Source organism: Paenarthrobacter sp. FR1 (genome assembly GCF_051106045.1).
Classification (GTDB): domain Bacteria; phylum Actinomycetota; class Actinomycetes; order Actinomycetales; family Micrococcaceae; genus Arthrobacter; species Arthrobacter nitroguajacolicus_A.
Genome location: NZ_JBPFSF010000003.1, coordinates 313,965 through 326,409 on the forward strand (window position 1 = coordinate 313,965; position 12,445 = coordinate 326,409).

At 61.8% G+C, this 12,445-nt stretch carries 9 protein-coding genes and 1 tRNA gene; 7 read left to right on the forward strand and 3 right to left on the reverse strand.

Features of this window, described 5'->3' with window-relative positions; genetic code table 11:
• The first annotated feature begins 122 nt into the window (after positions 1-122).
• On the forward strand, positions 123-1,520 hold the full coding sequence (locus ACR30Z_RS08335; protein WP_434372066.1) for a DHA2 family efflux MFS transporter permease subunit: 1,398 nt from the start codon (positions 123-125) through the stop codon (positions 1,518-1,520).
• Between the two features lie 114 nt (positions 1,521-1,634).
• Complete coding sequence (locus tag ACR30Z_RS08340; protein WP_434372068.1) at positions 1,635-2,957, forward strand: NtaA/DmoA family FMN-dependent monooxygenase; 1,323 nt, start codon at positions 1,635-1,637, stop codon at positions 2,955-2,957.
• Between the two features lie 107 nt (positions 2,958-3,064).
• On the opposite strand, the gene ACR30Z_RS08345 is transcribed toward ACR30Z_RS08340, so the two are convergent.
• Positions 3,065-3,766, reverse strand: a complete 702-nt coding sequence (locus ACR30Z_RS08345; RefSeq protein ID WP_434372070.1) for a GntR family transcriptional regulator — start codon at positions 3,764-3,766, stop codon at positions 3,065-3,067.
• 222 nt (positions 3,767-3,988) lie between these two features.
• Here ACR30Z_RS08345 and ACR30Z_RS08350 point away from each other — a divergent pair, with 222 nt between their 5' ends.
• From ACR30Z_RS08350 to ACR30Z_RS08365, 4 genes are all read left to right on the forward strand, one after another.
• On the forward strand, positions 3,989-5,155 hold the full coding sequence (locus ACR30Z_RS08350) for a mandelate racemase/muconate lactonizing enzyme family protein (RefSeq protein WP_434372072.1): 1,167 nt from the start codon (positions 3,989-3,991) through the stop codon (positions 5,153-5,155).
• An 89-nt stretch (positions 5,156-5,244) separates the two neighbouring features.
• On the forward strand, positions 5,245-6,618 hold the full coding sequence (locus tag ACR30Z_RS08355; protein ID WP_434372073.1) for a cation:dicarboxylate symporter family transporter: 1,374 nt from the start codon (positions 5,245-5,247) through the stop codon (positions 6,616-6,618).
• A 113-nt stretch (positions 6,619-6,731) separates the two neighbouring features.
• Positions 6,732-7,715 carry a phosphoglycerate dehydrogenase gene (locus tag ACR30Z_RS08360; protein WP_434372075.1) on the forward strand — a complete coding sequence of 328 codons (984 nt, stop codon included), beginning with the start codon at positions 6,732-6,734 and terminating at the stop codon, positions 7,713-7,715.
• Positions 7,715-8,794, forward strand: coding sequence for a tartrate dehydrogenase (locus ACR30Z_RS08365; protein ID WP_434372077.1), 1,080 nt, complete (start codon positions 7,715-7,717; stop codon positions 8,792-8,794). The genes ACR30Z_RS08360 and ACR30Z_RS08365 overlap by 1 nt, the downstream gene beginning before the upstream one ends.
• 1,107 nt (positions 8,795-9,901) lie before the next feature.
• Here ACR30Z_RS08365 and ACR30Z_RS08370 read toward each other — a convergent pair.
• Positions 9,902-9,983: transfer RNA gene (locus ACR30Z_RS08370), tRNA-Leu, on the reverse strand.
• Positions 9,984-10,179: 196 nt separating this feature from the next.
• Between ACR30Z_RS08370 and ACR30Z_RS08375 the strand changes: the two genes are divergently transcribed.
• Positions 10,180-10,785 carry an ANTAR domain-containing response regulator gene (locus ACR30Z_RS08375; RefSeq protein ID WP_011774540.1) on the forward strand — a complete coding sequence of 202 codons (606 nt, stop codon included), beginning with the start codon at positions 10,180-10,182 and terminating at the stop codon, positions 10,783-10,785.
• A 123-nt stretch (positions 10,786-10,908) separates the two neighbouring features.
• Here ACR30Z_RS08375 and pyk read toward each other — a convergent pair whose 3' ends face one another.
• On the reverse strand, positions 10,909-12,399 hold the full coding sequence (gene pyk / locus ACR30Z_RS08380; protein WP_144652384.1) for a pyruvate kinase: 1,491 nt from the start codon (positions 12,397-12,399) through the stop codon (positions 10,909-10,911).
• Positions 12,400-12,445: the final 46 nt, after the last annotated feature.

Sequence of the window (12,445 nt, forward strand, 5' to 3'; positions counted from 1 at the left end):
TTCTCTTGGAGGACACTGCTATGACACACTCGGACGTACTGGATCCGACCGACCTTTCTTCGCGGAAGGGGAGCCGAATCGAGCGGCTAGCCCCGGGGAGCACGTTGGTCATTGGCCTACTAATGGGCTCGACCTTCCTCGTTCTTCTGAACGAGATGCTGCTGGGAGTCGCGCTGCCTACCCTGATCTCCGACTTGGACATCACCCCTTCCTCCGGCCAGTGGCTGACCACCGGCTATCTGCTGACCTTGGCAGTTCTAATACCGGCGACGGGATTCGTGATGCGCCGATTCAATCTACGCACAATCTTTCTCAGTGCGCTGTCGCTGTTCATCATCGGGACCGTGGTCGCGGCTGCAGCACCGGGATTCGAGGTACTGCTCACCGGCCGCATCATCCAGGCCACCGGAACTGCCGTGTTCGTCCCGCTGTTGATCACCACTGCCATGCGCCTTGTGCCTGAAGCCCGTCGCGGCAACATCATGGCGCTGGTAACAGCTGTGCCAGCGATTGCACCGGCATTCGGCCCCGCACTATCCGGGCTCGTGCTGACGTTCCTACCGTGGCGGTGGCTGTTCATCCTCGTCCTCCCCATCTCGGTAGCAGCGCTCTTGCTGGGTGCCTTCAAGCTGAAGAACATCACCACCCCGGAACACGCGACTCTGGACCTGTTGTCGCTCGCCCTCTCCACGATCGGTTTCGGCGCCTTAGTATTCGGGCTGTCCTCGATTGGCGAGTCGGCCTCTGGACATGCCCTCCTGTCGCCGATCATCCCAATCATCGTAGGAGTTACCGGAATTGTCGCGTTCGTCTTCCGACAGTTGGCCCTCCGTCGCAACGGTGGCGACCCATTCATCGATATGCGCATTTTTCGTGCGAAATCGTTCGTTGTACCGCTGGCTATCATGACACTGGTGGCTTTGAACGCATTCGGGACCACCCTCGTGCTTCCCTTCATCCTGTCCGGCGCCCTAGGCCTGAGCACGTTGGCAATCGGGTTGTTTCTCGTCCCGTCTGGTGCCGTCATCGCGCTCGTCTCGGCCCTCGGGGGTCGTATTTACGACCGCTTCGGACCTCGACCGCTGATCATTCCGGGCGCTTTCATTTGGACCGCGAGCATCTGGTTCCTCAGCACGCTCGACGATACCCGCGGCGTTTGGGTCTACCTCGCAGGCTTCCTCATCATGTCCGCTGCGCAAGCAATGATGTGGGCCCCGCTGACGACCTTGGCCCTGTCGTCCCTTCGAGCAGACCTTTATCCGTACGGCAGCGCAACGTTCACGACGGCGCAGCAGCTCGCCGGTGCCGCCGGCGGCGCCGTCCTCATCTCCGCTTACACAATCGGCGCGAACGCAGCACAGGCTGGCACACTGACCGTCGATCAAGCAGTCTCCGCAGGGCAAGCAGCCTTCATCACCGCAGGGATCATCGCCATTGGCGCCGTCATCGGCACCCTCTTCATTGGAAAGCGCCGTCAGCCGACCCCACTACGCGACCAAGCAACGACGGCATCGGCGTAGCGGCACCACTCATCAACTCCCCAACCGTCCCACTAGTCGCGACGGAGAAAATCTCCGCACGACGCGAAGTCAAAAGTACGAACAGCTCCTATCAGAGAACGGACAGAGGACACTATGCCCAAACAAATGCTCATCGGCATGCATCTAGGCAACGGGTACGGCAACCTGCCGGGTGCCTGGCGTGCCCCAGCGGTCGACCCCACGAGCTATTCGAGTTTCGATGCGAAGGTTCGGCATGCCCAAGCGGCCGAGCGTGGAAAGCTCCAGTTCCTGTTCCTCCCGGATGGCCCTAGCCACGTGGGGGACATTGAGAATGAGCCGCCCAACTTCAATCTCGACGTCATGGTTACCTTGGCCGCTCTTGCCCGCGAAACGAACCGGATTGGCCTCGTCGCCACTGGCTCAACCACCTTCAATGAGCCGTTCAACCTCGCGCGGCAGTTCAAGGCGCTCGACGTCTTGAGTCATGGACGGACGGGCTGGAACGCCGTCACATCAAGCGGCGAGGACGTCGCTGCGAACTATGGCCAACGACTACCGTCCAGCAGCGAACGCTACGGCAGGGCACATGAGACGGTCCAGCTGGTGCAGTCTCTATGGGGCAGCTGGGGGGAGGCTGCATGGGTGCACGATAAGACCACAGGCCGCTTCGCGAACGCCGGGCAGATCGCTCCCATCAATATGGGCGGCAACTTCGTCGCCTCGCGCGGGCCGCTGTACATTCCTCCTTCCGAGCAGGGGCAACCCGTCATCTTCCACGCCGGAGGCAGTCCGAACGCCCTCGCTCTCGCCGGCCGCTTCGCCAATGGCGTCATCGGCGCGGCCTTCACGATCGACGATGCCCGCGCGCAACGTGCCGCGTTTCGTGAGGCCGCCGAACGAGCCGGCCGAGACCCGGCCGAGCTCAAATTTTTTGCTGGACTCATGACGACGATTACTAGCAATAAGCGAGAAGGCCTCGATCGCCGGACCACGCTGAGCGGACGGATATTTCCTCAGCGCGCGTCCTATCTCGGACAGATGCTCGGGCTGCATCTCGATCCAGCACGGCTCGACGAACCACTATCGTCGGAGCAACTTTCCAGGGCGCGAGCATCAACTGGAGACCCACGCTCGGTCCGTGCACTCGAGATCGCGCGTGAAGGCTGGACGGTCCGCGACATACTCGCTCACGGAGTGATTGATTACCATCCCGTCATCGTGGGACCAGCCATCGAAGCCGCGGACCACATGCAGGAATGGTTTGAGGCAGACGCTGTGGACGGTTTCTGGGTGTCGCCGGACATCTATGAAGATGGAATCGACGCCTTCGTCGATGGTGTGGTGCCAATCCTCCAGGATCGAGGGCTGTTCCACCGGGAATACGACGGAGATACCCTGCGCGATCATCTTGGCGCTCCGGCTCAGTACGGAGTCGATCCACGCGTCACGGGCTGACTTTGACCAGAGATGACCGAATGCCCTCTGGGGACGACGGTGAGTGACACCCCTCGCATGGACCCGCGTTTCTGCAGCACTTCAGAATCGCAGGCGGCCAGCAGATGTTAGGCAGTGTGTTCCAGGTCTGCGGGCTGGACGTTCTCGCGCTCTTCCAAGGCCCCGGTTACTGAGGCTGTAAGGCTGTTGGCGATGTGGGTCCGTGCCAGTTTGGCCGCCGCTGGACCATCACCGGAGGCTACGAGTTCCAGAATCTGGTGGTGCTGGTTCAAGTCAATGGTCCGGGGCTCATCACCGGAAGGTAGTTCCAGGCCGAGGCGACGGTAGCGGTCGGACTTGTCCCATAGGTCATCCAGGAGCTTGATCATGCTGGGATTGTGGGATGCGGCGTAGACGGCCCGGTGGAAATCGCGGTGTGCCGTGATGGCCTCCTCACCCCAGACCCGGGTCACCGGCAGCAGCTTCTCCGCCGCAGTCCGCATGGCGACGATGTCAGCTTCGGTCCGGCGATAGGAAGCCAACTCCGTCGCTGACGGTTCAAGTGCGAGGCGGACTTCGAGCAATTCGCGTGCTTCTGAAGCGCTCACGTCTGCCACACGTGAGTCCCGGTGGGTGTCCATGATGATCAGCCCCTCGCTTGAGAGTCGACGGATCGCTTCCCGCAAGGGAGTGATGCTCATCTGCATGTTGTCTGCCAGTTCGTACTGGGACACGCGTGAGCCCGGGGCGAGGTTGCCAGAGAGGATCAGTTGGCGGAGTTCGCTGTACGCCAGACTGCCCTTGCTGGAAAAAACGTTCGTGGTGCTCATCTGACGCTCCGAATCTCTCTTCGACGTGGGGCCACACTTGCTCCCGTGAACATCTTATAAGAAATCCCACGGGAACACTTGTGCCCCCCGTCACGCCCAGCTAACCTTGACCTCAGGTCTTATAAGATATTCGCACGAAGGACTTTCTTGCCCCTCGTAGTTCGGGTTGACTTCAAGACCAAGTCTTATAAGAAATAAGTTCTACTCAGGAGAGTTTCAAAGATGAAAATCGTTTCCGCCCACGTTGGCACCATCCCCATCAGTTCCTCGATCCGGAACGCCTTCATTGACTTCACCAAGATGGACTGCACGATCATCGCGCTCGTCAGTGACGTCTTTGTCGACGGCAAGCCGCTGGTGGGCTACGGGTTCAACTCCAACGGCCGCTACAACGCGACCGGTATCCTGGAAGACCGCATCCTTCCGCGCCTGCTGGATGCCCCGTCCGAGGACCTGCTTGACGAGGACGGCCAGCTCTCGCCGGAGAAGGCCTGGGACATCATGATGTCCAACGAAAAGCCCGGCGGTCACGGCGAACGGTCCGTCGCTGTCGGTGTCGCCGACATGGCCCTTCACGACCTCGCCGCGAAAATCGCAGGTGTCCCGCTCTACCGCTGGATCTCGGACCACTACGGCGACGGCGACCCCGACAAGGACGTCTTCGTTTACGCCGCAGGTGGCTACTACGCCCCCGGCAAGACCCTCGAAGACCTGCAGAACGAAATGCGTGGATTCCTGGCGCAGGGCTACGACATCGTCAAGATGAAGATCGGCGGCGCCGACCTGGCCGAAGACCTCCGCCGCATCGAAGCTGTGATCGAGGTCCTCGACGGCGACGCTTCCCGCCTCATGGTCGACGTGAACGGCAAGTTCGACCTCCAGACCGCACTGGAATACGGCAAGGCCATCGATAAGTACGGACTGTTCTGGTACGAGGAAGTCGGCGACCCGCTGGACTACGCCCTCAACGCCGCACTCTCCGAGCACTACAAGAACCCGATCGCCACCGGCGAGAACCTGTTCTCCCTCCAGGATGCCCGCAACCTCATCCGCTATGGTGGCATGCGCCCTGACCGCGACTTCATTCAGGTCGACCCGGCCCTAAGCTATGGCCTGACCGAATACCGGCGCATCCAAGACATGTTGGCCCAGCACGGCTGGTCCTCACGCCGCTGCATCCCCCACGGCGGACACCAGTTCTCCCTGCACATCGCTGCCGCTCTGAAGCTTGGCGGCAACGAGTCCTACCCGGGTGAGTTCCAGCCGACCGGCGGTTTCACAGACGATGCTGTCATCGTCAACAGTCGTGTCGCCCCCGGCGACCTTCCCGGCATCGGTCTCGAAGGTAAGGCCGAGTTCTACAAGGTTCTGCGCGAACTTCACAGCTAAGAGCTGATCGTGCCCGGTCCCGGGCAGCACCACTGCCCGGGCCGCACCTCTCTTCCTTCCCCAGTCTGATGTGCAAAGGAGCACCCAAGATGTCGTCCCACTCCCTTAAAAACACCCAGCATTCGTCCCCTCCCAAGCAGCGTTCCCGGTTCGGCCGGTTGATGCGTGAACTGTGGTTCCAAGTCGTCCTGGGAGCTGTTCTGGGCATTGCCGTCGGCCTGCTGCTCCCCTCCGTCGGCAAGCAGCTCACACCGCTCAGCGACTGGTTCATCGCCCTGGTGAAGATGATCGTTATCCCGGTCGTGTTCTGCGTCGTTTCCCTGGGCATTGCATCGATGGACAGCCTGCGTAAAGCTGGCCGCATCGGCGTCAAGGCACTGGGTTACTTCCTCGCCCTATCGCTGGTGTCGATGCTGATCGGACTGGTCGTGGCCAATGTCTTCCGTCCTGGCGACGGCATGAATATCGACCCGGACAAGCTGGACGCCAGCAAGGTACCGGCAACTGCCTCCCAGGGCTTCGACGGCCTTGAATTCGTCAACAACATCATTCCCGAATCACTGTTCGGTGCCCTGACCGGCCATACCATCATCGCTGCCCTGATGGTCTCTATCATCTTCGGTGCCGCCATGAACGTGTCCGGCGAATCCGGTGCGTTCCTCACCAAGGGCATCCAGGCCCTTTCCGTGGTGATCTTCAAGATCGTCAACTGGGTCATGCGCTTGGCCCCCATCGGCACCTTCGGTGCACTGGCCGCCGTCGTAGCCAACTACGGCACCCAAAGCCTCCAGCAACTGGGCTACCTCGTCCTGCTCTTCACCGCCACCTGCATCATCTACGTCCTGGTGGTACTCGGCACCATCGCCCGTGCCTGCGGACTGAACATCTTCACGGTGATGCGCTACTTCAAGGCAGAACTGTTGATCGCATTGAGCACCTGCTCGTCCGAGGCCGTGCTGCCGCAGCTGATCAAGAAGCTCGAAAACATGGGCGTCGGCAAGTCCACCGTGGGCATCGTGATCCCTTCCGGGTTCTCCTTCAACCTGGACGGTTCGGCCGTCTACCTGACCATGGCTTCGGTGTTCCTGGCCCAAGCTGTCGGCATGGATCTCTCCTGGGAGCAGCAGCTGGTCATGGTCGCCGTCATGATGCTCACCAGCAAGGGAACCGCCGGAATCGCAGGCGGCGCATTCATCGTCCTGGCCAGCACCCTGAGCTCCGTGGGCGGCATACCCCTGGCCGCCCTCGCCCTCATCGTCGGCATCGACCGCCTCCTGAACGAAGGCCGGGTGTTCATCAACGTCCTCGGCAACGTCATGGCAGCCGTCGTCGTCGGCAAATGGGAAAAGGACTACGACCCGGAACAGGCCCGCAAAGCCCTCCACACCTCAGGCCAGAAAAAGAACGAACTCGAATCAAGGACACCGGCCACCGTGGAAGCCGACAAGGTCGACGCCCACTAACACCGCACCAGGCAGGGCCGCCGCTCACCGCGGCGGCCCTGACCCGCATGAACCCCAAACCGACACCGCTTCGGCAGCACATCCCGCCATCACATGAGGAAGAAACCCGAACCATGGCCGCCCGCATCCTGATCACCACCGACTACCTCCACCCCGGAGACTCCGTTGACAAGCTCCTGCACGAACACGGCCTGGAACCGGTCTACTCGCCATCCCGTGGGCCGCGGACCCTGGAGGAACGCCGCTCGCTGTTCGAGGGCATCTCAGGAGCCATCATCGCCAGCGAGCCCGTCACCTCAGACATGCTCGCCGAAGCGGACGCCTTGCAAGTCATAGCCCGCAGCGGTGTGGGGTATGACTCCATCGACGTCAAGGCCGCCTCCGCCCACGGAATCAGGGTCTGCAACGCACCCGGAACAAACCACCATTCAGTCGCTGAACTGACCATCGGAATGATCATCACCGCCGCCCGGCGTCTGCTGGAAGTCACCAGCGCAGTCCGTGCAGGCCACTGGCCCCGCGATGCCGGCCGCGAGCTGCACGGGGCCACCCTGGGCATCATCGGCTACGGACCCAGCGGCCGCGCCACCGCCAACCTGGGAGTCGCCCTCGGCATGACCGTCCTGGTCAGCACCGCCCACCCGGACCCCAGCAACACGGCCATCCAGTTCGCCGAGCTCGACACCGTCATCCGCGACGCTGACTACCTCTCCCTGCACACCCGCGCAGGCCAAGGCACCGGTCCCCTTATCGACAGACACCGGCTGAGCACGATGAAACCAACCGCCTTCCTCATCAACACCGCCCGCGGCTCACTCGTTGATGAAGAAGCCTTGTCCAAGGCACTCTCGGACGGCACCATCGCCGGCGCCGTCCTGGACGTGATCAAGAGCGAACCCCTGCCCAGCGATAGCCCCCTCCGGGGCCTGGACAATCTGCTCATCACCTCCCACCTCGCCGGACAAACGATCCAGGCACGCGCCCGGGCCGGGCTCGCGGCCGCGCACGCCGTCATCGACGTCCTCGAAAACCGTCAACCGGCTCATCCGGTCGACCGCCAATCCCGAACACCCAACACAGACGAAGAAGGATCCTGATGTCGAAACCCCACCGCATCGCAGTCATTCCCGGCGACGGAATCGGCACCGAAGTCGTGCCCGAAGGACTACGCGTCCTGGACGCCGCCGCCTCAGCCTTCGACCTCAACCTCAGATACGAGCACTTTGACTACGCCTCGGCCGACTACTACACCCGGCACGGGAAAATGCTGCCCAACGGCTGGTTCGAGGAACTGAACCAGTTCGATTCCATCTTCTTCGGCGCCGTCGGCTGGCCAGAGATCGTCCCCGACCACGTTTCGCTCTGGGGCAGCCTCCTGCAGTTCCGCCGTCACTTCGACCAGTACGTCAGCCTCCGCCCGGTCAAACTCCTTCCCGGTGTGCCGAGCCCCCTGACCGGCCGGGCGCCTGGCGATGTCGACTTCTACGTCGTGCGCGAAAACACCGAAGGCGAATACTCCAGCATCGGAGGGAAAATCTTCGAAGGCACGGACCGCGAGACCGTCATGCAGGAAACCGTCATGACCCGCACCGGCGTGGACCGGATTCTCAAATACGCTTTCGATCTGGCGCAAAGTCGGCCCAAAAAGCACCTGACCTCCGCCACGAAGAGCAACGGCATTTCCATCACCATGCCTTACTGGGACGAGCGGGTGCAGGCCATGGCCGCCGCCTACCCGGGGATCAACGTGGACAAATTCCACATCGACATCCTTGCCGCGAACTTTGTCATGCACCCCGATTGGTTCGACGTCGTCGTCGCCAGCAACCTCTTCGGCGACATCCTCTCCGACCTCGGCCCTGCCTGCACCGGCACCATCGGCATCGCCCCCAGCGGGAACATCAACCCCGAACGCAAATTCCCCAGCCTCTTCGAACCCGTCCATGGCTCCGCCCCGGACATCGCCGGCAAGGGCATCGCTAACCCCATCGGACAGATCTGGTGCGCCGCCATGATGCTCGACCACCTCGGAGAACCAGACGCCGCAACCGCCATCACCACCGCCATGGAAACCGTCCTCGCCAGCGGAACAGCCGCTCTCACCCCGGACATGGGCGGCAACGCAACCACAGAAGAACTCGGCCGGGCGGTTGCGTCTTCACTGCTTGCACCTTGACGCCGTAACCTGGCCAGGCAACCTTCATGCGCTGCCTTATGAAAGCGATGATGCTCCGACAAGACACCTGGTGGTGCCCGCTGGTAGGAACGACCGTTCAGATCCGCAACAACGGCGGCACCCCTCCGGACCCATGCCACGGTGCTAATGATTCTGCACGAAGCGGCTCACCGGATCGAGGAGGTGCGAAATAAGCCCTAAGGACCGCCGGCAAAGCTACTAGCGCTCTAAGGGTCTCAGCTTCCGACGTTTCGCAGCCGGAACAATTTCCTGTGGTCCGCGATGCCCTCGCTCCCCGGCTATGTCTCCCTCATCGAAGACGGTGCCCGGATGTCGCCCCCGGAGATGTAGCACCACGAAGACAGCACCCGAGCCACGCCGCATCCGCACAGTTTCAGAGCACGACGCGTGGGCGCTTATCGTCAGACTGGTCCGCGTCGACGTGCTCGGCCAACGTCCGCGTGAGCTGCGGTGTTCGGAAGGCACCACCGGGAGCGGTCATCTGCGTCGGGCGCGCGTCCCGCTTGATTTCGCAGTGCGCTTCGATCACACGGCCAAGACCCATTTTGACAGCACTCGGCCGACCGTGGCCGCGAACCCTCACCTCGTAATGACCCTGCACATGCAGAGTGCTTCCAGATCCGCGTCATGTCGGCATGGCCACTCACACGCATGAGTAGATGTAGGCCCAAGGAGGCAGATTCTAATGGCCGCAAGCAGGGGCAATAAAGACGATTTAAGTGTGGACAATGTCCACACCCATTTTGGCCTGACAAAGCCGACACCATCCACGTCTCCTCGCTCCTGGAACGAACCGAAGTCAGGATTTCTTAGTGCAAGTTCCCGAAGTCATGTCGGGCTCAGCATCCCTACCCATGAAGAGGTGTAGGCCAACCACGACCTACCCGACGAACCAAGGAAGGACCGCATAGCCCCAGTCGAAAGCAAGCGGAGGGACCACCAGCCACGACCCTGAACCCGCTCCCCCACAACCAAACAGGCGACCCGCGGCGCTAGGCACTGCCCGCGGCCAGTGTCAGAGGGACCTGACCAACCTGAATGTACACACGTTAAAGCAAAAACCCCCTCTGACGAGGGGGTATGCCGTGCCCGAGGTGGGACTCGAACCCACACACCTTTCGATACTGCATTTTGAGTGCAGCGCGTCTGCCAATTCCGCCACTCGGGCGCGGATTACCGGGAAGTTAAATCTCGCTGACTGCTCACTTCTGTGAGCAACGCGATCCTTTCCCAGCACGCGAAATTACTATACATGCAGATAGGCTGATTCAAAGAACCGGGCGCGCTGATGCAACAAAAACCTGCCATCAAAGAGTCCACACTAAGATGGACATGAACCCGCCGAACCTTTTCAAGGAGATCTCGTGACCGAACAGACGGAGTCCACGTCCACAGCCCAGCCGGCCCGACGCGTTGTCGTAGCCGAGGATGAAACCCTCATCCGCTTGGACATTATCGAGATCCTGAAGGGCGAAGGGTACGACGTCGTCGGCGAGGCAGACAACGGCGAGAAGGCCGTGCAGCTGGCTGAGGAACTCAAGCCTGACCTCGTCCTCATGGACGTCAAGATGCCCGTCATGGATGGCATCTCGGCAGCTGAGAAGATCGTTAAGGCCCGGATCGCTCCGGTGGTCCTGCTGACCGCGTTCAGCCAGAAGGAACTGGTGGAGCGGGCACGCGACGCCGGTGCCATGGCGTATGTCGTCAAGCCCTTCTCCCCTGCAGACCTTATCCCGGCCATCGAGATCGCCCTCTCCCGCCACGAGGAGATCAAGGCGCTCGAAAACGAGGTGTCCGACCTTCAGGAGCAGTTCGCCACGCGCAAGCTCGTAGAGCGCGCCAAGAGCCTCCTGACCACCAAGATGGGGCTGACGGAGCCGGAAGCTTTCCGCTGGATCCAGAAGACCTCCATGGACCGCCGCCTCAGCATGCGTGAGGTTGCCGAAACCATCATCAACCAGGTCAACTAACAAACAGCAACTCACGACGGCGGCCGCGTACCCCACATGGGGTGCGCGGCCGCCGTCGTACTCGCACAAGAATAAAAAAGCGGACCCCGCCATACGGCGGGGTCCGCTATCACAACCGGAAGACTAGGCCTTGGTCTTGGACTTCTTTTCAGGCCACGGGCCAACGGGCTCCTTGCGCGACGAGTCCACGGCGGAGGTGTCGGCGAGGTCGCCCACCTTGTGGACCTTCAGCGAGTTCGTGGAACCGGCTTGTCCTGGAGGGGAACCGGCAGCGATGACAACCAGGTCGCCTTCGTCCACGATCTTCATGTCCAGGAGGCTGCGGTCAACCTGTGCGGTCATCTCGTCGGTGTGCCCCACGGTGGGGACCAGTACCGGCTGGATGCCCCAGGTGAGGGCCAGCTGGTTCCAGACGTGTTCCACCGGAGTGAAAGCGAAGACCGGCTTGACCGGGCGCAGGCGCGAGAGGCGTCGTGCGGAGTCACCGGACTGCGTGAAGGTACAGATGAACTTGGCGTCCAGCTGGTCTGCGATTTCGACGGCGGCACGGGTGATGGCGCCACCGCGCGTCTTGGGCTTGGTACCCAGCGGGGGGACGCGCTCAAGACCGTGTACCTCGGTGGATTCGATGATCCGTGCCATGACCTTGACGGTTTCGATCGGGTACTGGCCCACGGAGGTTTCGCCGGACAGCATGACTGCGTCGGCACCGTCGAGAACTGCGTTGGCGCAGTCGGAAGCCTCGGCGCGCGTCGGACGCGGGTTGTCGATCATCGATTCGAGGACCTGGGTGGCCACGATGACCGGCTTGGCCCAGCGGCGTGCCAGTTCGATGGCGCGCTTCTGGACGATCGGCACCTCTTCGAGCGGCAGTTCAACGCCGAGGTCGCCACGGGCAACCATGATGGCGTCGAACGCGTCGATGATTTCGTGGAGCTGCTCCACGGCCTGCGGCTTTTCGATCTTGGCGATCACCGGAACGCGGCGGCCTTCTTCATCCATGATCTCGTGGACGCGCTTGATGTCCGAGGCATCACGCACGAACGAGAGGGCGATGAGGTCAGCACCGCGCTTGAGGGCCCAACGGAGGTCGTCCTCGTCCTTTTCGCTCAGCGCGGGGACGTTGACGGCAACACCGGGCAGGTTGATGCCCTTGTTGTTGGACACCTTGCCGCCAACCGTAACGGTGGCAACAACTTTGACGTCGTCAACTTCGATGGCGCGCAGCGCCACCTTGCCGTCGTCGATCAACAGTGCGTCGCCGACGTTGACGTCCTCGGTGAGGCTCTTAAGCGTCGTGGAGCAGATGTCCTTGGTGCCGGGGACATCTTCGGTGGTGATGGTGAACGTGTCGCCGACCGCCAGCTCGTGGGGGCCGTCAACGAAGCGACCCAAACGGATCTTGGGTCCCTGCAGGTCGGCCATGATGGCCACAGGCTTGCCGAGTTGGGCGGCAGCCTTGCGGACATTCTCGTAGGTGTTGTCGTGCACGGAGTAGTCGCCGTGGCTCATGTTCATGCGAGCAACGTCGACGCCGGCCTCCAGCACCGCGAGGGTGTTGTCGAAGCTGGAGATAGCCGGGCCGAAAGTTGCCACAATTTTCGCGCGTCTCATATACCTACCCTAAGTAGTGTCATGCTGATTGAGTTAAAGATTGTTC

Bases quoted from the DNA above. Each gene is read 5' to 3' on its own strand.
- ACR30Z_RS08365 (WP_434372077.1), top strand. From the start codon at position 7,715: ATGTCGAAACCCCACCGCATCGCAGTCATTCCCGGCGACGGAATCGGC.
- ACR30Z_RS08355 (WP_434372073.1), top strand. From the start codon at position 5,245: ATGTCGTCCCACTCCCTTAAAAACACCCAGCATTCGTCCCCTCCCAAG.
- ACR30Z_RS08335 (WP_434372066.1), top strand. From the start codon at position 123: ATGGGCTCGACCTTCCTCGTTCTTCTGAACGAGATGCTGCTGGGAGTC.
- pyk (WP_144652384.1), bottom strand. From the start codon at position 12,399: ATGAGACGCGCGAAAATTGTGGCAACTTTCGGCCCGGCTATCTCCAGC.
- ACR30Z_RS08360 (WP_434372075.1), top strand. From the start codon at position 6,732: ATGGCCGCCCGCATCCTGATCACCACCGACTACCTCCACCCCGGAGAC.
- ACR30Z_RS08340 (WP_434372068.1), top strand. From the start codon at position 1,635: ATGCCCAAACAAATGCTCATCGGCATGCATCTAGGCAACGGGTACGGC.
- ACR30Z_RS08350 (WP_434372072.1), top strand. From the start codon at position 3,989: ATGAAAATCGTTTCCGCCCACGTTGGCACCATCCCCATCAGTTCCTCG.
- ACR30Z_RS08345 (WP_434372070.1), bottom strand. From the start codon at position 3,766: ATGAGCACCACGAACGTTTTTTCCAGCAAGGGCAGTCTGGCGTACAGC.